Origin of the sequence: Bacillus cereus group sp. BfR-BA-01347, from assembly GCF_022663835.1 — a bacterium.
Lineage (GTDB): Bacteria > Bacillota > Bacilli > Bacillales > Bacillaceae_G > Bacillus_A > Bacillus_A thuringiensis_K.
On sequence record NZ_JAKUGG010000037.1, the window covers coordinates 1 to 22,165 of the forward strand.

Sequence of the window (22,165 nt, forward strand, 5' to 3'; positions counted from 1 at the left end):
CAATTGTGTGCGAATTCAAGAAAAATTAAACCACCTATCCCCTAAAGAATTTAGGGAACAAGTGGTTTAGGTGTTTTGATTGGTGTCCCCTTTTCGGGGGTCACTTCATTTTCCTACCAATGAAGGGGGTTTTTCTTATCGTTCGCTACGCCAACTTTCATTATGCCCAAGATTTGAATCTGTCGCTACTTGGACATCATATAACATTTCACTAAAGAAGCGTTTATCTACTTCTTTTGGTACAATGCGTCTTTCATCATCAATCTCATCGTATTCATATGAACCACGCTTCACTGTACCTGCTTTATAAAATTGAATGTCAAATACACATACATCTTCTTCATCTTCATAACCAATCGAAGCTCCGCTAAATGACAATTGCACGCCTAATCCGGTACGAGTATCTTCTTTGTAAAATGTATAATATACACCGCCATCTTGAACAGACCCACGGACCCATCCAAGCTTCGTCATCTTACCGAATAACGAACGACCATTTAGTAAAATACCGCCAAATCTCTCAATAGCACTCTCATCATTCTCTTCTACTACAAACACTGGACGCTCAATTTGTAGGAACGGCTGAACAATTCCCGCACTTTCTAATTGCTCTTTCCATAATTCCTTCTCCGCCTCAGGCAATTCTAACGGATGAACGAAACCAATAACAGTGCCAGATGAAAGTTCATAACTCTTCCCGTCAATTGTACAGAACACGCCACCTTCTGCATAACGGAATGCCTTCAGCAACTTCCCTTCCTTATACTCACCCCAAATGAGTGAAATAGAAAATTGCTTCATAATTGGATTATCCATAAATACAGACTTCCATGCATTATGTGACCAATAACGCTTTAATGAAAGTGCCGTTTCCAATCGTTGTTTTTGCATGGAAAGAGTATTTCGGAGTTCCTTCTTTAAAGAGGCTAATTCTTTTTTAGCCTCTTCAGCCTTTTCTACATCATCTTTTGCATTCGGCTTTGGAAGTGACTTCATACGTTTTCCTTCTTCTGTCTCTAATTCAATTTTTGACTCTGTAGTTAAAATGGCAGTAAAACTTCGATTCCCGAAATCAATTATTTTTTCACCATGTATAGTAAAGCCGAGGTCCGGCACCAATTGATCTTCCAGCTCTTCCTCTGTTATACCACGTGTTTTCGCAGCAAGACTTAGCGCTTCTTTTGCTGCATTACGTACTTGCTTATGTTTATATTTAAATGCTATTGCATGAATAGACATAAGTGCAAGCTTAGATGAAGACAAACCTAAAGCACGAACGGCATCCGCTGCTATCTTTCCTCTCATTTGAAGCACCCATTCATCAATTTGCTTTATAAGTATGTCGACCATTTTGTCGTCACTATACATTCCGTATAACGAAAGAATTCCACGTTTCTTCACATCTGCGTCTTGAGAAATCCATATTTGATATATTGTTTGCACATATTCTTTTAAGTCCTCTTCATTTAAAGCTCTACCAATTACTTCTGCTGTTTCTTTCTTCTCAATAACAGCATCTGAAATATACTGTTGTAAATAGGCTAACGGAATTGCAGCATCAGCAATTTCATCAGAGTCACGTAAACGGATTTGTGGCTCATCCCCAATCAATTGCAGAAGTGAATTTCTTGTTTGTTCAGTTAAAATACGTGCACATAGTTCTTCTATCTTTTCTTCCTCCGTTTGAAATAAAAACGAGAATTTTCCTGCGAAAGATTCATTTTTACTTTCTTGCAAAGCTTCCTGTACAAGTTTCGTATATTTTTCAAGCTTATACTCTATAAGTATTTTCATCACATTTTCACGAACAATTTTATTTTTATTATGAAGTTCAACTGCTACATCTACTGCAGCTTCTACATCTTTTGAAAGCAGTTTAACTACAGACTCACGCATTTTTTTAGATGAATCTCCTAAGCTTTTAATTAAAATTGGACGCATTTTAATCATGTTATCCTTTGCTAACTCTTCTAAAATATATGCTTTGGCCACAGCAGAATACTCATCAAATCGTTCAATGATGTACGCTTGTTCTTTTACAATTACACAAACAAGCGCTTCCTTCGCCTTATTTCTCTCTTCACTGTAGCATGCAGCTTCTTCAACTGCATAAGCGATAAGCTTTTCCTTACTTAATCCATACGAAAGCAGATCTTCTAATACTTGTTTCGGTTCTACTCCTCTGACAGAACATTCGTAAAGAAGTTCGTATAAATTAACACTATCCTCATCTCCAAACTGTAGTGTAAGTACAGCTTCCCTCTTCGCTACATCATCTATATCCCAAAGAAGCGCAACCTCTAACACCGGCATACCCCAATACATACTTCTATATTTCGAATTTTTAAGTATTTGCTCCATATCCTCAAGTGACAATTTCCCTAGTAAATAATCACGATATGTATCCCGCACTGTAGACAATTTTATTTGCAAAGCAGCAACAAAAAATTCTTCTCGCATTTTCCCTATATTTAGCTCATATCCTTTTTCAGCTAACGTTCGTGCGATGATGAGATAATTCAGTTTACTTACATATTGCAAAGTACATTGAATAAATTCAGGATCTTCCTCCAACATAAAGCATAGCAATTCATATTCATACGTCTTACAAAAATCCTCACTATTTAAATCATGTTGCCTTAGACGATGCGCAAAAAATCTTTCCTTAGAAATCCAAAACTGTGTACAAAAACTTTGAATTTCTTCATATGTTTCTCTATTTACACTACCAGTTTTTTTGTAGTTTTGAGACTGACCGAGAGTGTGACACATATAACGTGTTGCATAGTTTATAAAACCCCAAACATTTTTCTTCGCCAATATTTCAATATATCGCCTCGCAACATTCGAATATTTATGAACACAAAATAATAGCCGCCAAATATGTTCCGGTAAATTCCCACCTATAAATACTTCACTATCATCTTCACCTTTTAAATACCGTTTAACTGCTTCAACCTTTTCCTTTTCCCCTAGCAGTTTCAATATAAATTCTGTATGTTCTTCTAACCTTTCATTCAATAAAGAACTATATGTACGAAACTTTTCATAATCTACATCAAACATTATGAGAAGTAATGTTACTTGCTGCTTAGTTGGTAAAGTATGTAATTGTCCCTCTATATAGTTCAGACTCTCTTTTGTTAACTCTCTAAGAAAAACATCTGCTTCATTTACATAACTTGAAATACTGGATAAATATTTACATGCGATTGCTACAAGTTTGTCCAAAGGAAGTGCACTTTTTTCTAAATAAATCTTCATTTTAGAAAAACTGACATGCGCAAAACGGACTACAAGAACATTTAATAAATGCTCCTCGAGTATATGGTAAAATAATCGAAAAAAATCCGGATCTTGTTTATGCACTTTCCTAAAATCGTTTATAAATCGCTCCGCAAAATCACTTCTTTTTTGATCGCGAATTGTCGTTAGTTGAATATTTTTTAAAATCTCTTCTTCTTTTGTCTGTAAATATCGTTGTGATAATTGTTTCTGTTCTTCTGTCATAATAATATATTGAAACAACTCAGATGTACTAGTAGTCAAACTTTGTACCCCCCGCATCTTTTTATCTATTATAAAAATACCCTTATTTAATGGTAGTATAGCATAAAACCTACGAAAACGAACATACATTCTATATCAAATTAATGTAAATTAAAATACACTACTCAACATACATGTCCTTCTCTCTAAACTTCCCATTACAGACTTCTCCCCACTAAAATCCTTTAACTTTTTGCTACACCAATTCCTCAAAATCCCCTTCACATAAGCTAACGTTTTCTTATTATTTTCAAACGCAATTTTAAGTGCCTCTAACACTTTCTCTCCAGAAAGTCTTTGTATCCAATTCTTCAATTCCTTCACAATATATGGGGATAAACTACTAATATTTTGTTCATAAAACTTATAAACTTCACTATTTGGAACGTCCTCTTCTATGGTTTCTACCTCTATCTCTTCCGCTTCTTCTTTCTCTTCAATAACTACTTGTGAACTACTATTATCCTCTTCTTCTGGCATACCAAAATGCTGCAATAATAATGGAATCTTGTATTCTTCTTCAAGGCATTTACGTAAAAATATATGTATGAACTCATTACTTTTTATAGTCTTTAACTCACGTAATACGCACTTCTCCACATTCGTATTTGAAATAGGGTTATAGTGTAACCAGTTTATTATGAATACCTCTTTCGTTTCCGTATCATATAGAATCTTTCCATACTCAACAAACCTGTTTAGCAACTTCTCAACAGTCTCCATACTATAACCTGTTTCAAGCTCTGCCACACGCTTCGGTAATATATAAATACCACATTGCTTCGTTTTCGTACCAGTTAACAAATATATGTAAAAATAACGCTCCTCTGGCGTTAAATCTAATATGAATTCATCTTGCCAAAAGTTCACCTGCACATTACGGTATACTGCCATATGTTTCCCTCCACTCTTTGCTAGTAAATAGGAAAATTTTAATCCTTCATTATAAAGATAGGACTGCGGGAATGGTTTTGGCATTCGAATTACAATTTTTTTACTACTACAACGCCGGTTTCATTTTTTCGCGCTTGTTTTGTTCTTGTAGTTGTTTTTGTTTTTGTTTTTGTTTTTTCTTAGTGATTTATTACTTGGTAGGGGCTTATGAGGGGCTTGGAAGGGCATTCTACATTACAATCTATCAAATACAATTGTTCTTCCTACTAAATAGGAGCTATTCCAAATTATTATTTTGGATAGCTCCTTTCAAATTCTTCTTATTTTTTACTTCTACCAATGTCAGCTTCTACATACCATTTATTCTGCTATTTGCGGGCAGTAACACTCTCATTTCAAAATTCGGTGAATAAACTGCTCGATTGCAGTGCAAGTGGCCCTCACTGATTAACGTTTCATTTTATTTTTGCATTGAATCTAACATCTTCACAATAAAGGCAGCTGCCTGACCACGAGTTGCTGTACCTCGGGGATCAAACTCATTATTTCCAATACCATTAACTACCTTTAGACTGTATAATCGTTGAACCGATTCTTTGTATGTTATTAAATGCTTATCTGTAAATGGTAATGCTACTAACTCTCCTGTAATTCCTTTATATCGTAATGCTTTGTCAATCATAATAGATACTTCTTCACGAGTAATTGGTGAGTTAGGATCAAAAATCCCTTCACCACGACCATTAATAATTCCTGCACTTGCACAACGTTTAATACCGTCATGAAGTGATGGATGTGCCTCATTAATATCTACAAATGACTTATTTCCCTCTGGTAGTTTAAGAGCATTCGAGATTAATTTCGCAAACTCCGCTCTCGTTACATTTCGATATGGCGCAAATACACCATTACCTTCGCCTTGCATAATACCTAGACTGTTTAATTTACGAATATGCCCTTCAAACCAGCCACCTGTAATATCATCTTTTGGTTTTTGTACTTCTTCCTTAGGCTTTTGTACTTCTTCCTTTGGTACATTGTAGTTAATTTTAATCCAACTTGGGTCATAGAAAATCCATTCTCCATTACCTACTTTATACCAACCATTTTTAACGGCTAATACTTTGTAACGATCTCCGTTTGAAGCTTTACGTACAACACGATGTTCAATACCCGCATCACTACGTACATTGATGCCACTACCATTTACCACTAGTTCCATGCTAGGTTCAGCTGGATTATTTTCATTTGGATTAAATGAGTCATTTTTATCTTGTAAAGGCGTATCAATCTGCGCATTTATATTTGCATACCACTGAATTCCTTGTACGAAACCAGCCCAATTACCACGTGAAATTAAAATGTCAGGACATTTTTTCCCGCTCCATTGTTGATGCTTGTAAATATGATCTGCACCAATTCCTTCTTTGTTCATTAAATAACCTGCAAGTCGTTTTGCATTTTCTAACGCTTTATTGTAATCACCGTCTTGGTTAACCGCAATCTCGATACCGATAGACTCCCTGTTTCCTGAACCATCTCCATCTCCTGCATGCCAACCATTTTCGTTTGTTGGTAAGTGTTGATAAATTTGTTTATCATCTACAGTAAAATGCCATGAAGCTGTTCGGAAAGTGCCTTCAGTTGCTTGCTTGTATAAATATTTCGCATGATTTTCAGCATTAGCACCAGCGGCTGTATTTGCGGTCTCATGAATTGTAATGTAACGTGCTTTCATCGGATTTGCAGGACGAATATCAGGATTTCCTGCTGGAACAATCCACTCCACAAATGGAACTCCTGCAAGTGTTCCATATTTCTTCGTACTCTGTGCACTATATTGAATACCTCTTGGCTTTGCAACAGGTTTCATTTGACGATCAGATCCATCATTTCGACCATCTACAGATTCAAATGCCTTTTCAATGTTTGAAATAGCTTCCTTTTCTGCTACTTGCCCCTTCTTAGCATCTTGCATTTTGTTTAATTCTTCTGTTTCATCATGTTTATGCTTATATTCTTCTAAAAGAATTTTTTCATTTTCAGATACTTCTGCTTCGTTAACTTGTACATGATCAGGAACTTCCAACTTGAAATTAGAATAATTTAATCCGCTCGTTCCATTTTCTCCCTGGGCAATATTAAGTTGATCAGTTTGAGATTTGTTCAACTCTTTTGCTGATGCTGATAAAGGTACGCTCCCTAAAATCACTAGACTTGTTGATAGTGCGATTACTTGTTGTTTGATTGTCTTATTCATTATTATAATAGATACATACACATTCCCGCCGTGTATGTATCTCAACCTCCCTTTATTCTCACATTAATTTGTTAAAATATGAATCTACTATGTACTTCTAATATGACTTCTTTTTATTTACATATTTAAATAATTATATTTTATAACCATTAAGAAAATATTTATATGTCATCCCTACAGATGAATTTCATCTAACATACTTTTTACAAAATCCGTCAACAAACATTATTTTACAACTAATTACAACTACCGTCAAAATAATCAATTTAAACTTAGGCAAATAACTGACATACAATTTCATAATAAGAGATCCTATACTATCGAAATACATTTATTACAAATTCCCTTTAACGTTTTCAACAATTTCGTTTATCGTATTTCGATCAAACTTATCACTAATTTCGTATGGCTCACGATCTCCTACGAATTGCACGCCTACGATATCATTGCGATCCTTACCGTATTGCACTTCAATAATAAATCCACGCTCTATTTGTTTCCAAATGAGGCCTGCTTCATCTTTATTATCTAAAATAATGCAGTCTTCAATATTTTCGTCAATCCCAATTAACTTATTATCATCCATATATCCAATCTCGTATTGTTGCCGTTCTTTCGCTTTGCCACTTACTAATATACCTTTGCTACCATATGAATAATCCATATAGTCCTTTTTCTCCGTTTGTACCGCTTTCGGCTTTTGTGCTTCAGTTTTTTCAGTAGCCCCACAACCTGTAATAAGACTGATTGGCATAACCACTATTAATACTAACCTAGTGAATTTCTTTATCATTTGTAACCAACCTCATATATTTAATGTAAAACTCCATTTATTACTCTATTAAAGAATAACATGATACTAAGTAAACAGAACGAAAGATAACATATTATTTACATACTCGCACTTTAATGAAGGACCAGGCCATTTAAACCTAGTCCTACATAACTTTAACTTTGCTTCACATACTTAATTGTATGAAATGACGTCTCATTAAATAATTGCAAGTTTTCCCCATCATAATCTTGAACTTTATATGCTATTTTCTTTTTTTGAATTGTATCTTCTACACCGTCTACTAAACGTTTATTGAGATGTAAATAGATTGTAAAAGCTTCCTTATCATATTCCCAAGTGCCTTCAATATAATTCTTTTTATTTGGATACTCACCTTTACCATACGTTTCAAATGTCTTATCACCTTTTAAAATAAGTGACATAATGAAACCGTCTGTTCCTTTGAATCCCCAATTACCAATTAATTCCGTACCATCCTTCACATTCTTCATAACGTTATCCGTATTAATTCCAGCTTTCTTATCTAACTCTTTCAAATCTTTCACAGATACTGTACCGTCACCGATTTTAATATCCCCTTCAAGGTCTTTGAATGCCTTAAGCCAGTAAATATCTCCTTCTTTCACTAACTTTTCGGATTTCTCCATTAACTCTTTATCAGTCTTATCGCCTTTTTCTCTTTTTTCTTTTCGGGTGAATACTTCATTGATTAAAGAAAAAGACTCTCTAAAATAACTAATTGCTTTTTCAAAATCCTTTTGTTGATTTACATACTCTGCAGGGGGATCTATCGACTCGAATTTATCTAACGTTTTATTTAATTCTTTCACACTATCTACTATATCTGATTTCTTTTTCTTACCATCAAAAACCTCTCTTGTAATATTGTTATGCTCCGCAAACAACTTATCAAACTCTATCCCTAATTTATACACTTTATTAGGATAGTCTTCCTTTGAAACTTTTTCTTTCTTACTATTAGACTTCGATTCTTTTACTTTAGACTCTTCTGTTTTCTCCTGTTTAGAAGTGTTCGTTTTCTCAGAAACTCCACAACCAAATAACAACATGACCGGAACTGCTACCCCTAGTAGTTTCTTTGTATTCATGACTGATTTCTCCTTTTACTTGAATAGATTACTCTTGCTATACCCATCCTCTTTTTTTATCTTGTAATTAAAGTTACAATCGCAATAACTCCTAGAATCGGTCCCCAATATTCCATTTTTATAAAAAATAATGAGTGCTTTTTGTTAAACATAACTTTTTCACCAGTTTCGGTATCTATATAAACTTTCCCATCTGGCTTATTAATATATTTACCTAAATACCAAGACATAACCCCTGATATAATAAACATTACCGCCATTGGCCAACTATGATCTTGAAAATATGTAGCGTCCCCCGTTATAGATCCAAAGATAGCCTTACCCAAAAGAGTATTAATAATTACAATAATTGCGACTAAAAAACCCCAACCAGACCAAATAATCATTTATTTCTCCTCCTAAAGCGTACAACTTTGTGCTTTATGTTAATTTGAACTGCAAACGAAAATGTTTAAAAAACCGAATATTCAGACGTTAATAATTATATTTAGCTTACATTCGATTCTAACTTTAATGTTCTAAATGCAAATGAACCAGATATAATTTGTAAAATTGTCGGAATAAGTAAAAAGAATAATGACATAAATAACATAACTATAGGAATCACAATCATACAAACTCCATAAACTTTATTATTAACCTTGTTTACTAAACACGATAAAATGAACAACCCTATTTGAACCGTTAAAATAATAGAGTAATAAGCTAAAAGTTCGTAATCAACCCCTTCCATAATATTAAACGCTACAACTATTAATATTATGGAAATAATAATTCCCAAAATGCCACCAATTAAACCTAATACAAATTCAGGCGTTCTTTTCAATTCAATCCCCCTTTTATGAACCACTAACTGCTTGTATATTTTTCCCATTCACCATCATACCAAATATTCATTGGAAAAACTATACATACTTTTCATTCTTCCTTACCTTACAGTGACCTTCTTACCATTATAGATAGCTTGTAGCAGTCACAAAATCAAAACCTTCAAAATTACTAACCGAATTGTCATACTGAAAATTATAAATTAATATGATAGAATTGTAGGATTTCTTTAATTTAACTTCTTCGTTAATTCGAGAAAGTATTTTGTCATCATATGAACATCCCGTTAATAACATAGAAATGTCATCACTTGCTTCTTCTAACACTTCCTTTTCAATAAAATCCTCATCTACATCAATCATATCTATATTAAAATCAACAAAAAAACTCGCTGGTATAGCATCTCCTTCTTCATCATATGTAACATCGATATATGCATCTAACTGATCTTGCGTTTTCATATTACCTATCCATATTGAAACCATTCCATGTACTTCCATTGTAGTTCTCCTTTATTTTTTATCTTGCAGAACCAATTTTATAACTTACCGACTACTTTAAAATACATAATTTTTATAAAAAACATTTCTTCTTTCCATTTAGTTAAATGGGGTTATTCGGAAATTCATTATCATACTTATTAATTAACGCTTTATCATTTTCATTAATTGGTACTTCACCTAAGTATTTATGTTTCCAAATAATCATTTGATCACTAAAACTATATTCTGTTTCGAGCCAATTGGTATAATCGAAATGCATGTTAAATTCCCCACTATGTTCCAGAGACATTGTAAAAGAGTACCAAAGCTCTTGCTGATTATCTTTAAAAACATCTCTTAATTCCTTACTCAATTTATATAAAGAATCTTCTTTCCTTTCAAACTCCTCTTCATTAACTTCGTATTTAAAAGGAATTTCTACACTATACTTATAATTTTGTTTATTTCTGAAGTTGTTATAGAAAAAGTAAGTTCCCCCTCCAGCTTCTGATATTTGTGCATAAAAATAAAATTTCTCCCATTCTTCTGGAATCATGGCATGAACCGTTTCCGCTATCTCTCTATATAATCGATTCAATTTTATTTCCAATTGAATACCCCCTATTTGATTTTCATCATTCACTTTTTCTATATTATACCACCCTTTTAATTAGCTCTTTATTTCATCTAAAATTCAAACCAAGTTTCGATGCCTTTAGAAAGTAGACATACCTCTTAAATACAATTAGTATTAAAATAAGAAATATGAAAGACTTAAAAAGGCTCTTACATGAAGGAAGGAAGTGCACAGCTATGGATTTTAAAACAGTTATGCAAGAACTTGAGGCTCTAGGTAAGGAACGAACGAAAAAAATATACATATCTAACGGTGCGCATGAGCCAGTATTCGGAGTAGCTACAGGTGCTATGAAACCAATCGCCAAACAAATAAAATTAAACCAAGAGTTAGCTGAAGAACTTTATGCGACAGGTAATTACGATGCTATGTACTTTGCAGGCATTATTGCGGATCCGAAAGCTATGAGTGAGTCTGATTTTGATCGTTGGATAGATGGGGCTTATTTTTATATGCTATCTGATTATGTTGTAGCCGTAACTTTATCGGAGTCAAATATTGCACAAGACGTTGCTGATAAATGGATTGCAAGTGGGGACGAGCTTAAAATGTCTGCAGGCTGGAGTTGCTACTGTTGGCTTTTAGGAAATCGCAAAGACAATGAATTTTCCGAAAGTAAAATTTCCGATATGCTTGAAATGGTGAAAGATACAATTCATCATTCTCCAGAACGAACAAAATCCGCTATGAATAATTTCCTAAACACTGCGGCAATTTCATATGTACCACTACACGAAAAAGCAGTCGAGATTGCAAAAGAAGTTGGTATAGTTGAAGTCAAACGTGATAATAAAAAAAGCAGTTTGTTAAATGCTTCTGAAAGTATTCAGAAAGAACTAGATAGAGGAAGACTTGGTTTTAAGCGTAAATATGTTAGATGTTAAACAGATTCGTTTCTGGGTGTCAATTCGATAAAGATTGATACCCTTTTTTATTGAGATTATTCGACTATTAGATAAGCTCAATGACTTCATTAATAGATTTACTAAACATATCAGGATCTTCATTTTTTATTTCCAATAATAGTTCTTTAATTTTGTAGTCTCAAACTAGGAATCAACTCATTTAAAATATTCGAAACCTCTATAAAGTGAAACTTTAATCAACCCTCACCAATCTGGCTTTTTCGGGCAGCCCGACCCCCACCTAACTTCTTTTCTTCCGCTGAATTTTGAGGTGGGGATCTTACTGCCCGTTAATGCGTAATAAACAACCCACGTTCGAATTCCTCGAATTCGATCTTTCCGCTTACATTATTTAAAACAAATAGTGAACCATTTCTTTCTACCACTATAGGAACCTTATCTTGTCCCTTAATAACTCGTGATTAAGTCTTCACCCTCATATCTAGGGTCTTTCTCCACTTTACCATCTTTTGTTTTGATGACTTTTAGTCTACCTAACCACTCTGCTCCGCTATATGTCTCTTCACTTACCCATACATTATGCTTTTTACCGTCTACCTCAACTACTAATGTTGGGTGTGTAAATATGAATTCCTCCTCTACATGCCTACCTACAATTTCTGCATGTAATGATGTACCTTCTTCAACTAGTTTACTATTCTGATACCCTTCGATAATAGATAATCCAATAAATACAAAGAATATCAGTCCAAATACGGTCACTTTCTTCTTTGTACTCCATTTATTCTTTGCTTTCAATTCCTTTTGTCTTGCTTCTCTTTCTTCGCGTTCATCCAAACTCTCATTTAAAGCGTCTTCCCATGCCTTAATTTCTGCTTCGATTTCCGCTTCGACTCTTGCTAATTTTTCTAGTTGTTCATCGGTTGCTACCATCTCATATGCGTTATCTCCAACCACACGAATTTCAGCACCATTTTCTTTTACTTTTCGCAAGTCTTTTTCTGTACAATCAAACTCTCGAATAATTTCCCCTTGTGTGTTTACAAGTCTAACGTAAATGTTTTTTTCTCCTTCTTCTTAAACATCTGAGCTCCCCCTTTATTTGTTTCCTATCATAGATAACCCTATTGCAATTAAGAGAAAGAAAACGATAATAAGGAAAGCCTTCCCTTTGCTTACTTGTGTTGTACAACCTTCCAAGACCGCCCATATAAGAATTGGGAAAAGAAGAATTCCTAGGAGAATATCAACCAACTTGTTGCTACTCTTCTTTAGTGGTTTTTCTTCTACTATCGGTTTTATCTGAACAGCTTCTTTTCTTATTTGTTTCGGCTTCTTTTTCTTGCGTCTATGATTCACCCCACATACCCCTTTTAGAATAACTTTTTACAACTATAAAAATACCATCTATTTTTATCTACACTTATTCACTAAAACTCCCTAGTTCTTCTGTCCAAAAACATCCTTTCGTTAAAGCAACTGCATCAATTTCTTGAAGTGCACTAGAAATCCACTCCACCAAATCTTCAGGTATATTTTTTTCAATATAAGCCTTTCTTCCATTGGCAGCCTTTACTTCTTTTATAAATTCCACATAGACAAGTAAAGATTCTGCAAACTTCTCTATCGTACTATTTATAAGAACGACTTTATTTTCATTGTCATAATCTATATATACGAGTTGTGATTTAGATTCATCAATACAGATTGGATTCCCACTACCAGTAAATCCAAAATATATAAACTTATCATACATCGTACCTAATTCATTTTGTATCTTGCTCAACCTTATCCCGCCGCCGTTATCCGCAGATTTAAATGTAAGAAATGGAGGAGCAGACTCGGGAAAACCTGCTTTAATTAAGAAGTCTTTTGTTTCTTTCGAGAATGAAAACGAGTGAATGATTTTTTCATTATAATGAATTAAACCGTATATTTCTTCATTCCAATTCACTAAAAAATCTTGTGGTGAGATCATTTTATCCTCCTGTATATCATATTATTATCTCTGCTCCATTTTTAAATTACTTATCAACTCAACTAGGGAATTAGAAAGAAACTCCTTTTCTTCTGTTTCAAAGTTTTCTATTAATACTTCTCCTGTTTCATTGTCAAAAATAATAGCCTTATCTTCCGGAGAGATAAATCCTATCTGTATATACCTAAATTCTCTCCCTTCACTCTCCTCATACCGTTTCATTATTTGAATAAATTCTACTATAGATTTATTCGGTTCCACAGGTTCAAGGACAACTAATTTTGTACCGTAAAAGCCTTGTATGCCTAAGAACCAATAAGAATTAAAGTATTCTTTTATCGCATCGTGAATATTTACACTCAGTTCTTTCTCAATTTCTATAAAATTATCTATCTTATTTTTCTCAAGAGGTTTCCAATATACATATCCTTCTTCATCTGGATTACTTAAATATAATAAAGGATCCACTTCTGCATCCCACGTTACTTTAGGATACGTTCCATATTTTTTCTCCCATACATTCATAAGTGCTTTAAAATACCGATCTAACGCTTTTTTTATTTCCATGTTTTACCCTTTCCACTAACACCTAATAGGATTTCATTTCCTACTGAATTATTAATATTTGAAAAATAATTGGATTTCATATCCCACCTTAATACTAATAGTAAAGTTATATAGCGATTCTTATTACTTTTCCACTACAAATCTCTTCAATCGATCCTGCCTTATTTACACGTATTCTCTCGATTAAAGTCAAATGCTGCTTCAATACCATTTTTCAGTAATTTTTGTAATAACGTATCTAATCCTGCTTCGAAATAACATTGAATTTCTTCTTTATATAACGGTAATAGGGTATGAAAATAAACCGGCCAGTCACCCTCTATTCTTTTACCATCTTCACGAAATTCCATTTTGAATGCCCCTGAACACTGTGGAATTGGTGGCACAATCATAACACCAGAAAATTCCGTCTCTTTACTATATGGATGAATTGACGCATTGCAATCTTCCTTACCTTCATCTAATTGATTCGGAAATATAAGCCATTGCCCTAATCCATATTCCCTTGTCGTTTCTCCAAATTCTTGTAAAAGACGCAAAGGCCAACTGTATTTCGAACTCGCCAAAGCGGTTACTGAAACATCCCAATCCTTCGGTAGATGCATGACAAGTTCTGAATAACCACTATCTACACTTGATGGAGCTGGCATACGGAAATAGCTATTCCGATATGTCACTACTGTATGGTAATCAACTATTTTATTTGGTCCAACATCATATAATTCTACATCGGTAATCCTTTTTGTATTTGCTTCTATATGATTCGTAATCAGTCCATAATGCTGCTGAATATGTGATTTAAAATCTTCTATTGAGGTTGGACGTATCACTGGGTTATTTTCTATTTTTTGTTCATGATTTTTCTCATCGGATTCCCATACTAACTGAAAATTAAACCCCTTTAGTTCACTTTCCACAACACAATCTTTAAATTCATCTGATACGAATGTTTGTACAGATACAATTGGAAAATCTCCGTATTTATGCTTTGTGTTCATTGTACAAAAAATATGTTCACCCTTAATTTTATCTGCAATAAAAGCAAATTTATCGAATCCACCAAAATCATCAGGTTTCGCATTTTTATAATCAATACATGCCAATACGTTTAATACATGTATTGCATAGCATTCGTATACTTCATGAACAAGCGGAAGAACTTCAACTTTCCCTTTTATTAAATCAAATACTACTTCTATCGCTGCTTTTGTAAAAACAAGTGGTATTTCACTTAATAAATCAGATACTTCTCCTTTGTTTGACAATTTCATTTGCAATGGATTCCACGTATTAATTACTGATTGATCTTGAAAATAGTTATTAAAAATTTCTTGTCCTTCTTCATTCTCACACTCTAATTGATCAAACTGTGAATCACTAATAATTTTCCATATTTTCATTATACTCCGCCCTTTAATCTATATAAAATACAAATTGCCCCTGTCAACAACCATTTCTCATCTATTTTATCCTTTAATGCTTTTTATCGCCTACTGCTTATATGTATTTTTTATCTCACTATATTCTTTACAATTTCTTTTTTACGATTTAACTTCTTCTAATCATGTAACTTATTTAAAAACTCCGTAAAATGATTAGCAATATGGAATACATTTTCTCTTGCTCTTTCCTCTGCTTCCTCAGCCGTAATCCCTTCACTTTCCATCAATGTTTCCTTTTCCCATGCTCCCTCATGTTCCCAAAAGACGACAATTGGATCTTCTTTATGATTTTTATAATCAAAGCAAATTAAATTTCCTGCTGAATCAAATGCGAATGGCACCAATTCATTTGGCAGAGTAGAAATATACTGGTTATATACTTTAACGATATATTCACTACTATCTACATCATAAGAAAGTAAAGTTCCAAATACCTTTGTTATCGTATCTATTTCAAATTTATAAGGTAATACAGCTGAACCATTATTATTTGTAGCACATTCTACATAGTCACTTGGAAATATATACCCTATCTCTTTTCCCACATAGTTTATATATTCTGCTGAAACTGGCTCATCCGGTACTGGCCATGTTAAGTCATTTCTCATTTAACTTCACATCCTAACAAATCACATCACGTTTATCCGAAATAACTAATTGCATCATCAACCAACCATGCGAGTCGTATGTCTTCTTTTGTAATCGTTTCATTGTTATGTAAGTCTTTCCACGCAATCAAATCAATTGACGCAGTCCACAAAATGTTGTCACCGCCTTTTGATGCACCGATTCCTAATGCCCCTGTGACAGCTGCTATTTCAATCACATTTTCTGAGAATCTATTTTCAAATCTACTTATTTCACTTGATTTACTCTATTTCGAATACATTCCTTTCATCACCCACAGGCATAAGTACTTTGTGAGTTTTCCTGTTTTATTATAATTGGTCATGGTAAAGCCTATATAGAATTATAGCTATAATTCTATATAGGCTTTTTTTCACCTGGAATTTTAAATTTATTTACATCATATTCTTTAATTATATATACTTTTATAGCTTCAAAATCTTTACCAAATGCAAGAGATGGATTTTTTAAGAAATATATTATTTCTTCCTCATCATAAATTCGGGCTTTAATTATTTCTTTGTCCGAGTGAAACGATAAATTGACTCCTTTGTAAAAATATTCGTAGTATCCCTCTTCATCCTGCTCACTCTTATCTTCAAAAGGAATAGATTCAATATGATATATATTCCCATTTACATTTATTGATTTCATACAGCATCACTCTCTTTTTAAGAATATTCATAAGAAATTAAATAGTCTCTGTCAATCATACCAAAAATAAGGGATTTACTTTTAGAATTTATAAAAAATATATAGGATTAAATTACAATCTTTATATTTTTTTCATATTACTTCATTATCTCTGTACAATTGTGTAATGTGTCACAGAAGTAGACATATTGCAATGAGTCGCAGTGAAGTGGAATATCCCTTGAGAATATAAAATAAGAAGATTAATCTAGAAAGACTATCTAGTTCGATTTTCTTTTATTGAATTTTTAATTAATGCATTTTTACCCTTAAAATAATATAATCAACGGGTGGATTATTATTTACATCCTCAAAACTGGTTCTAATTTTAAAGTCAAATTCATTTGTTATATTTTTCAATGAATAAATGTTTGTTCTATCTACACTTGTACGGGGGAGCAATATATCCGAAAACGTAAAACGCATGAAGAATATGTTGCAGAACTATTAGAAAACGCGGGTATGATATGCCGCAGAGGTTTTAGAAGTTCATGGCGATAATATCGAAGTTATAGGAACATACAAAGGCGCTAGAAATACCACAGAACACAAATGTAACTCATGTAAAAATATATGGGAGGCAGCACCAACAAATATTTTAAAAGGAAAGGGAGAGAAACATTATGTCAAAGTTATTACGTGAATTATCTAAACCGGATAGTGAGGCCCTGCGTTCCGAAGCACTAGAACAGTTGAAAGTTACTTCAGGTAAAATTGTTGCTTGTGATCCTCTTATTTTTAATACAAATCACTTCGAACAAACAATTCAGCCAGGTACATATCCAATTGTTGCTTGGTGGCATAAGGAAGATGGAGTCATTGCTGGTGCCGAATTGAAATTGTCGGAGTCAAAAGCGGTAAGATGGAAGATGGCAACAAAACCAGGACAAAATGTCAGTGAACTGGAAGACGGATATATTTTTGGTTACCCAGTTGATACAGGCTTAGGGTGCTTTGCAGATGTTGAAGCAATTGGTAAGTTAGAAGAAATAGAAGATAGGTTACAACAAGAACTAGGAGAAGAATTTACTAGTTTGTATGATGATCTTATAGATGACATACTAACAGAACATGATGAAGATTGGGGAAATTGCGTGGTGTGTGAGGAAACAGGAAGTAATATCATCATATTCCGTTCAGGTTATGGAGATGGATTTTATCCTTCCTATTGGGGAATCGATGAAGCAGGAAAAATTGTTTCACTTGTTACTGATTTTCAAGTGCTACATGAGGAAAATTGAGGACAACATCAATAATGATATAAGAGTAAATATTTTTTCTTTTACAGCGTCAAATATTCCTCGTCTAATATTTGTATATAACTCGTAGAATAATCTCCTTATATACTACTGGTTCTAATAAATAGGGTTATATTCTTAAGTGAATATAACCCGTCATTTTATCATGATAGAGGTGAACTTCAGACACTCTACGCTCCGAAATTACTTTTTCTACGATTTCCTGGCGATTATATTCTACCTGCACCGTTTCACAGTTTCCCCAATGAGTAGGAGCGGATTTTTCGTTTGACTCAAATACATCTAGAAGACGATTCAATATCTCTTCCTCGTTAAATGCTACAGTCGGATACATTGCGATTGTAAAATAATTCGGTTTCATTTTACTACTCCTTTTATTTGCTTTATCACAGCCAAATAAGTTTAAATCCCTTTCCCACTATTAATCATGTAACTTATTTAAAAACTCCGTAAAATCATTAGCAATATAGAATACATTTTCTCTCGCTACTTCCTCTGCTTCCTCAGCCGTAATCCCTTCGCTTTCCATCAATGTTTCCTTTTCCCATGCCTCCTCATGTTCCCAAAAGACGACAATTGGATCTTCTTCATGATTTTTATAATCAAAGCAAATTAAATTTCCTGCTGGATCAAATGCGAATGGCACCAATGCACTCGGTAATGTGTCATTGTAGTCATAGAATACCTCAATAATATTTTCATCATCATCCATATCATAAGTTAGTAATGTACCAAAAACTTTTCTCTTCCCCTCAATTTCAAATACTTCTGGGCTAACATGTGCTCCGTTATTCTTCATTACACATTCTATATAATCTAAAGGAAAATGAATGCCCAACTCCTTTTCCACATTCTTTACATTTTCTCGCAATAAAGGCTTATCTGGTGATCTCCATTCTACTTTATTCATCTCCTACCACCCCACTGAATCTCCTCAAGTCTTTTTCTCATTTATATTTGTTTATTCGCGCCATAAACATACTTCTATATTTCGATACCTCTTCACATTTCCTATATATCTTTCTACGACTATCTCCCAATCGAATTATAATTCGTTATTTTATTAATCTTCAATATTTTTAATATAGTGCTTCTTACTTGTTTAAACCGCTACTGAATTTTTCCGCATATAATATATCGAATTCAGTGGGTTCTATTTTTTGTTCTACAATATTCCCTTGTTCATCATATTTTTTAAAAGTCATTTCACGTCCCGCAATACATTCAGACTCATGCTTCTTCATTCCGTTTTGAAAAAATTCAACATGGTAGCCTTCAACCGCACTTCTATTCATATTGCTGATTCTTTTTATATTTCCATTCATATACAACTCCACATACTCTCCTTGTTTAACACCATTTTCTACATAGAAATAACATTCTATATTTCCATTCTCATAAACATCATAAGCTAAGCCAGTAAACAATTTTTCTTTACCATCATCTGCACACTCTACTATTCCTAGCCCATAAGGTCCCCCATATTCTAAACACTCTTCAAACTCAAGGCCATTCTGTATTATATACTCCTTCGTTAACACACCATTTAACATTTTCAATCCTCCTTTACGATATTAGCTAATGGTTAAGTCTGTTATGTAAAAGTAAGTTTTTATCGTAATATACTTCTATTTTTATTATGTAATTTCTATATACAATGAGAGGATTTTTCTAATATTTGCTTATAACGTATGCTATCCATCATAGGCCTTTAAGTGTTTAAAATTCATTTACTTCTCACCATGTTTCATATTTGCTTTTTCATACTTCCTTCAAACTTGGCTCCTTCTATCTTTGCTCCCTTCCAAACTACTCCGTCAAGTTTAGCACCAGTAAAATTCACATCTGTTAAATCTGCACTTCTAGCATTTACTTCTGATAAATTTGCATTTCCCAAATACACTTTTTCAAAATTTTCCTTCTTTAGCCTTTCCCCTTAATTCACTCTCACCTTCAACGAGCTCATATATTTCTATATAATTTGTATTATCTATTCATTCATATAACTTATCACCAGACACACTTTTCTGTTCAATCCAAACCCCACATTTACACAGTGCATCTCTTTCAGTAAATTAAAGCAATAGAAACTATCTTTAGTTTTTTCTTCTTCTCTTATTTTTTACCACAACTGTTTGCTAAGTGAACATGTTCATTAAAAATGTTGTTGTTAATTTGTTTTTCATATTTCTTTAATTCTTCATTGATTTTACTGCCAGTTTTACTTTCAAAACTTTTCTCTAATTCTGCTGCTATATCTCTTAGACTTGTTTGTAATTCATGAAATGCCCCTATGTTTTTTTGAAGAGCATATGTATCTTCTTTTATAATGTCTATTGATTTAAACCCTACTTCTGTTTTTAACATCATACGCTGCATTTCTCTTTCAATCTGTTTTTTAGCAGCTTGTAACTCCTCAACAACCTGATCCGCTAAATCTCCTGTAACACTTTCGATTTGCTTTTCTATCTTTTTAATTTCCCCCATAAAATCCATCATATAATTATCTCCTTATCTAAACTGAAAATTCCCTGCTAATTGATTATCTTTATCCCTAAGTGAATTTGCTGCATCACTAATTTCGTCCCCAAATCTACTTAAACTTTTTTGTTCTTTTCTTAAAAGATGAATTAATTCTTCTGCTATGTGTACATCGTGAAAATAGTCATTTCCACCTTCTTTCGTTTTGGCAATTCGTGAGATGGCTTCATCTATTTCGTATGCTTCTAATAGATGATATTTCCCACCTGGCCCTGTTTCATATTTTAATTGACTCTTCAACTTTTTAACCGCTTCAGCTTCTCTTCTTTGAAACTCTTCTATATTTTTTGCGATATCTGATAATCGATTACTGAGCAATTGAATTTTTTGTGCTTGTCTTATAATATCTTCAGGCTCTAATTTTAATAGGGGACTTCCATTTGAATGAAATGTTCCTCTAAATGTATCTCTGCCGTGTCCTTCCATAGTTAAACGTGTAAAAAAATCTTCTTTTGTATCGTTCTGTCTCACTGTAAATTGCTTACCAATTAGAGGCGCACCGAATTGAGTATGGTTACCAATTGGATCATTCTCATGTGTATAATCCGTAGCTTTGTTTTCCATTTCCCCTCTATCTACTCGTTTTTTTGCTTCAGGACTTAGCAAACGATAAGGATTTGGTGCAGCCCATGTAGTTGCATAAAAATTCCGTTCCGAAGCAACATAATCAGCTTCTGCGCCTCCTTTACTATGCCCTGTAGCATGCACATAAGTTGGCTGATATGTTTCATTTACTTTATCTACCCATTCCAATCCGGTATTAAAAGATGTTGCAAAATCTGGTTTTACTGTTTGACTATTACTTGGAGTAATTACTTTAGAATGTGTTTTAATTCCAAACGTAATTTGATCGATATCTGTTTCGAAATCTGCTAATTGCTTAGGCTCTGTTCCACGAAATGCAAATACTATAGTTTCATAGTGAGTTTTATTCTCTTTATAATCATTTTTCGGCACCACTGCAATAGCTTGTAATCCATTTTTCACTTTTTGACAATCTGCATCTATTGATTCTATAACTACCCATCTTTTATTATGTCCTTTTATTTCTGCTCCTTTATGTAAAGTTCGATCATCATAAACGGCATCTGATAAATCGAAATAATCTTCCTCTGTCGCAATTGCATTCTTTTTAAATTCACTCATATGTTTCAACTCATTTCATGGTATATTTTAACTATATTGAAATATAAGGGGATCTTTCATGAAGAAAAAATTGGTAATTATTTTATCCATTATTTGTATTATAGCAGGAGGGTATTTTACAATGGAATACTTAAAACATAAAGAAATAGAAGAAAAGTTTTGGAAAGCACAAGAAGTACGGGTAGAAAAGTATATTCATTACAATATTCAAGATGTGAAATCTATTACATTTACAGAACGTGAAACTAGTCCTATGGGCATTCCTAGACTAAAAGGGTATATAAATAATAACCAACAATTAGATTTTGTAGCTCGTATTAGTACTACTGAAAATTTCGAAGATAAATTTGACTGTTCTGCGGAATTAGGAAAACTTATAAAGGACCCTGAAAAATCCGTATCCGAAATTGAAAAGGAAGAGAAAGAAAAGAAATAAGAATAGTCTCTGCACTACTCTTGTCTTCCCTATCCCATTTTAAGAAGAATGTAAT

At 33.3% G+C, this 22,165-nt stretch carries 25 protein-coding genes and 3 pseudogenes; 3 read left to right on the top strand and 25 right to left on the bottom strand.

Going from position 1 to position 22,165, the window contains the following annotated elements; all coding sequences use genetic code 11:
* Nucleotides 1–135: 135 nt before the first annotated feature.
* The 9 genes from MR143_RS30345 to MR143_RS30385 all read right to left on the bottom strand — a co-directional run bounded on the left by MR143_RS30345 (nucleotide 136) and on the right by MR143_RS30385 (nucleotide 10,528).
* A complete protein-coding gene (locus tag MR143_RS30345) occupies nucleotides 136–3,549 on the bottom strand; it encodes a DUF4132 domain-containing protein (RefSeq protein ID WP_199717636.1) in 3,414 nt (1,137 codons plus the stop codon).
* Nucleotides 3,550–3,660: 111 nt separating this feature from the next.
* Nucleotides 3,661–4,443 carry a DnaD domain-containing protein gene (locus MR143_RS30350; protein WP_199717637.1) on the bottom strand — a complete coding sequence of 261 codons (783 nt, stop codon included), beginning with the start codon at nucleotides 4,441–4,443 and terminating at the stop codon, nucleotides 3,661–3,663.
* Between the two features lie 460 nt (nucleotides 4,444–4,903).
* On the bottom strand, nucleotides 4,904–6,703 hold the full coding sequence (locus MR143_RS30355) for an S-layer homology domain-containing protein (RefSeq protein ID WP_033690217.1): 1,800 nt from the start codon (nucleotides 6,701–6,703) through the stop codon (nucleotides 4,904–4,906).
* A 334-nt stretch (nucleotides 6,704–7,037) separates the two neighbouring features.
* Nucleotides 7,038–7,496 carry a hypothetical protein gene (locus tag MR143_RS30360; protein ID WP_000591639.1) on the bottom strand — a complete coding sequence of 153 codons (459 nt, stop codon included), beginning with the start codon at nucleotides 7,494–7,496 and terminating at the stop codon, nucleotides 7,038–7,040.
* Between the two features lie 155 nt (nucleotides 7,497–7,651).
* On the bottom strand, nucleotides 7,652–8,608 hold the full coding sequence (locus tag MR143_RS30365; protein WP_001093044.1) for a DUF3994 domain-containing protein: 957 nt from the start codon (nucleotides 8,606–8,608) through the stop codon (nucleotides 7,652–7,654).
* A 56-nt stretch (nucleotides 8,609–8,664) separates the two neighbouring features.
* Nucleotides 8,665–8,994 carry a hypothetical protein gene (locus tag MR143_RS30370; RefSeq protein WP_000587855.1) on the bottom strand — a complete coding sequence of 110 codons (330 nt, stop codon included), beginning with the start codon at nucleotides 8,992–8,994 and terminating at the stop codon, nucleotides 8,665–8,667.
* A 101-nt stretch (nucleotides 8,995–9,095) separates the two neighbouring features.
* Entirely contained in the window at nucleotides 9,096–9,434 is a 339-nt protein-coding gene (locus MR143_RS30375; RefSeq protein ID WP_000831724.1) for a DUF4064 domain-containing protein, read from the bottom strand.
* Between the two features lie 127 nt (nucleotides 9,435–9,561).
* Nucleotides 9,562–9,936, bottom strand: coding sequence for an immunity 22 family protein (locus MR143_RS30380; protein ID WP_000451796.1), 375 nt, complete (start codon nucleotides 9,934–9,936; stop codon nucleotides 9,562–9,564).
* Between the two features lie 103 nt (nucleotides 9,937–10,039).
* Nucleotides 10,040–10,528: an antitoxin YezG family protein gene (locus MR143_RS30385; RefSeq protein WP_000403543.1), complete on the bottom strand. Its 489-nt coding sequence runs from the start codon at nucleotides 10,526–10,528 to the stop codon at nucleotides 10,040–10,042.
* Between the two features lie 203 nt (nucleotides 10,529–10,731).
* Between MR143_RS30385 and MR143_RS30390 the strand changes: the two genes are divergently transcribed.
* Nucleotides 10,732–11,439, top strand: coding sequence for a DNA alkylation repair protein (locus MR143_RS30390; protein WP_000346338.1), 708 nt, complete (start codon nucleotides 10,732–10,734; stop codon nucleotides 11,437–11,439).
* Between the two features lie 67 nt (nucleotides 11,440–11,506).
* Here MR143_RS30390 and MR143_RS33750 read toward each other — a convergent pair.
* The 10 genes and pseudogenes from MR143_RS33750 to MR143_RS30435 form a co-directional block, all read right to left on the bottom strand.
* Nucleotides 11,507–11,590, bottom strand: a pseudogene (locus MR143_RS33750) (Imm30 family immunity protein); the annotation flags it as partial.
* Nucleotides 11,591–11,750: 160 nt separating this feature from the next.
* Nucleotides 11,751–11,861 (bottom strand): annotated as a pseudogene (locus MR143_RS30395) (SecY-interacting protein Syd); the annotation flags it as partial.
* A 7-nt stretch (nucleotides 11,862–11,868) separates the two neighbouring features.
* A complete protein-coding gene (locus MR143_RS30400; RefSeq protein ID WP_002181378.1) occupies nucleotides 11,869–12,414 on the bottom strand; it encodes a hypothetical protein in 546 nt (181 codons plus the stop codon).
* Between the two features lie 105 nt (nucleotides 12,415–12,519).
* Nucleotides 12,520–12,780 (bottom strand): hypothetical protein, encoded by a 261-nt coding sequence (locus tag MR143_RS30405; RefSeq protein ID WP_001016547.1) that lies wholly within the window; start codon nucleotides 12,778–12,780, stop codon nucleotides 12,520–12,522.
* A 64-nt stretch (nucleotides 12,781–12,844) separates the two neighbouring features.
* A complete protein-coding gene (locus MR143_RS30410) occupies nucleotides 12,845–13,399 on the bottom strand; it encodes an SUKH-4 family immunity protein (RefSeq protein WP_046946115.1) in 555 nt (184 codons plus the stop codon).
* Between the two features lie 24 nt (nucleotides 13,400–13,423).
* Complete coding sequence (locus MR143_RS30415; RefSeq protein WP_000403260.1) at nucleotides 13,424–13,966, bottom strand: SecY-interacting protein Syd; 543 nt, start codon at nucleotides 13,964–13,966, stop codon at nucleotides 13,424–13,426.
* Between the two features lie 161 nt (nucleotides 13,967–14,127).
* Nucleotides 14,128–15,366, bottom strand: coding sequence for a suppressor of fused domain protein (locus tag MR143_RS30420; protein ID WP_000708147.1), 1,239 nt, complete (start codon nucleotides 15,364–15,366; stop codon nucleotides 14,128–14,130).
* Nucleotides 15,367–15,524: 158 nt separating this feature from the next.
* The gene (locus MR143_RS30425) at nucleotides 15,525–16,016 is read right to left on the bottom strand and encodes an SMI1/KNR4 family protein (RefSeq protein WP_001243253.1); all 492 of its coding nucleotides are present in this window, start codon (nucleotides 16,014–16,016) and stop codon (nucleotides 15,525–15,527) included.
* Nucleotides 16,017–16,066: 50 nt separating this feature from the next.
* Nucleotides 16,067–16,267: pseudogene (locus tag MR143_RS30430) on the bottom strand (DUF7021 domain-containing protein); the annotation flags it as partial.
* A 125-nt stretch (nucleotides 16,268–16,392) separates the two neighbouring features.
* Entirely contained in the window at nucleotides 16,393–16,689 is a 297-nt protein-coding gene (locus MR143_RS30435; protein ID WP_002181372.1) for a hypothetical protein, read from the bottom strand.
* Between the two features lie 662 nt (nucleotides 16,690–17,351).
* Between MR143_RS30435 and MR143_RS30440 the strand changes: the two genes are divergently transcribed.
* The gene (locus tag MR143_RS30440; protein WP_000040620.1) at nucleotides 17,352–17,969 is read left to right on the top strand and encodes a DUF4241 domain-containing protein; all 618 of its coding nucleotides are present in this window, start codon (nucleotides 17,352–17,354) and stop codon (nucleotides 17,967–17,969) included.
* 127 nt (nucleotides 17,970–18,096) lie between these two features.
* Here the strand turns inward: MR143_RS30440 and MR143_RS30445 are convergent, their stop codons facing one another.
* From MR143_RS30445 to MR143_RS30470, 6 genes are all read right to left on the bottom strand, one after another.
* Entirely contained in the window at nucleotides 18,097–18,348 is a 252-nt protein-coding gene (locus MR143_RS30445) for a hypothetical protein (RefSeq protein ID WP_000804108.1), read from the bottom strand.
* 60 nt (nucleotides 18,349–18,408) lie between these two features.
* Nucleotides 18,409–18,897: an SMI1/KNR4 family protein gene (locus tag MR143_RS30450; RefSeq protein WP_001044973.1), complete on the bottom strand. Its 489-nt coding sequence runs from the start codon at nucleotides 18,895–18,897 to the stop codon at nucleotides 18,409–18,411.
* Between the two features lie 184 nt (nucleotides 18,898–19,081).
* Complete coding sequence (locus tag MR143_RS30455) at nucleotides 19,082–19,540, bottom strand: toxin-antitoxin system YwqK family antitoxin (RefSeq protein ID WP_000931843.1); 459 nt, start codon at nucleotides 19,538–19,540, stop codon at nucleotides 19,082–19,084.
* A 194-nt stretch (nucleotides 19,541–19,734) separates the two neighbouring features.
* On the bottom strand, nucleotides 19,735–19,890 hold the full coding sequence (locus MR143_RS30460) for a pentapeptide repeat-containing protein (RefSeq protein ID WP_002181367.1): 156 nt from the start codon (nucleotides 19,888–19,890) through the stop codon (nucleotides 19,735–19,737).
* 212 nt (nucleotides 19,891–20,102) lie between these two features.
* A complete protein-coding gene (locus MR143_RS30465; RefSeq protein ID WP_000968638.1) occupies nucleotides 20,103–20,486 on the bottom strand; it encodes a hypothetical protein in 384 nt (127 codons plus the stop codon).
* Nucleotides 20,487–20,498: 12 nt separating this feature from the next.
* Complete coding sequence (locus MR143_RS30470) at nucleotides 20,499–21,674, bottom strand: hypothetical protein (RefSeq protein WP_001288641.1); 1,176 nt, start codon at nucleotides 21,672–21,674, stop codon at nucleotides 20,499–20,501.
* Nucleotides 21,675–21,732: 58 nt separating this feature from the next.
* Here MR143_RS30470 and MR143_RS30475 point away from each other — a divergent pair, with 58 nt between their 5' ends.
* Entirely contained in the window at nucleotides 21,733–22,110 is a 378-nt protein-coding gene (locus MR143_RS30475) for a DUF1433 domain-containing protein (RefSeq protein WP_000728328.1), read from the top strand.
* Nucleotides 22,111–22,165 lie beyond the last annotated feature (55 nt).

Coding starts and splice junctions, on each gene's coding strand:
- MR143_RS30360 (WP_000591639.1), bottom strand. CDS start 7,496: ATGATAAAGAAATTCACTAGGTTAGTATTAATAGTGGTTATGCCAATC.
- MR143_RS30350 (WP_199717637.1), bottom strand. CDS start 4,443: ATGGCAGTATACCGTAATGTGCAGGTGAACTTTTGGCAAGATGAATTC.
- MR143_RS30415 (WP_000403260.1), bottom strand. CDS start 13,966: ATGGAAATAAAAAAAGCGTTAGATCGGTATTTTAAAGCACTTATGAAT.
- MR143_RS30450 (WP_001044973.1), bottom strand. CDS start 18,897: ATGAATAAAGTAGAATGGAGATCACCAGATAAGCCTTTATTGCGAGAA.
- MR143_RS30425 (WP_001243253.1), bottom strand. CDS start 16,016: ATGAGAAATGACTTAACATGGCCAGTACCGGATGAGCCAGTTTCAGCA.
- MR143_RS30455 (WP_000931843.1), bottom strand. CDS start 19,540: ATGTTAAATGGTGTGTTAACGAAGGAGTATATAATACAGAATGGCCTT.
- MR143_RS30370 (WP_000587855.1), bottom strand. CDS start 8,994: ATGATTATTTGGTCTGGTTGGGGTTTTTTAGTCGCAATTATTGTAATT.
- MR143_RS30465 (WP_000968638.1), bottom strand. CDS start 20,486: ATGATGGATTTTATGGGGGAAATTAAAAAGATAGAAAAGCAAATCGAA.
- MR143_RS30470 (WP_001288641.1), bottom strand. CDS start 21,674: ATGAGTGAATTTAAAAAGAATGCAATTGCGACAGAGGAAGATTATTTC.
- MR143_RS30435 (WP_002181372.1), bottom strand. CDS start 16,689: ATGAAATCAATAAATGTAAATGGGAATATATATCATATTGAATCTATT.
- MR143_RS30380 (WP_000451796.1), bottom strand. CDS start 9,936: ATGGAAGTACATGGAATGGTTTCAATATGGATAGGTAATATGAAAACG.
- MR143_RS30440 (WP_000040620.1), top strand. CDS start 17,352: ATGTCAAAGTTATTACGTGAATTATCTAAACCGGATAGTGAGGCCCTG.
- MR143_RS30355 (WP_033690217.1), bottom strand. CDS start 6,703: ATGAATAAGACAATCAAACAACAAGTAATCGCACTATCAACAAGTCTA.
- MR143_RS30445 (WP_000804108.1), bottom strand. CDS start 18,348: ATGAAACCGAATTATTTTACAATCGCAATGTATCCGACTGTAGCATTT.
- MR143_RS30420 (WP_000708147.1), bottom strand. CDS start 15,366: ATGAAAATATGGAAAATTATTAGTGATTCACAGTTTGATCAATTAGAG.
- MR143_RS30410 (WP_046946115.1), bottom strand. CDS start 13,399: ATGATCTCACCACAAGATTTTTTAGTGAATTGGAATGAAGAAATATAC.
- MR143_RS30365 (WP_001093044.1), bottom strand. CDS start 8,608: ATGAATACAAAGAAACTACTAGGGGTAGCAGTTCCGGTCATGTTGTTA.
- MR143_RS30475 (WP_000728328.1), top strand. CDS start 21,733: ATGAAGAAAAAATTGGTAATTATTTTATCCATTATTTGTATTATAGCA.
- MR143_RS30390 (WP_000346338.1), top strand. CDS start 10,732: ATGGATTTTAAAACAGTTATGCAAGAACTTGAGGCTCTAGGTAAGGAA.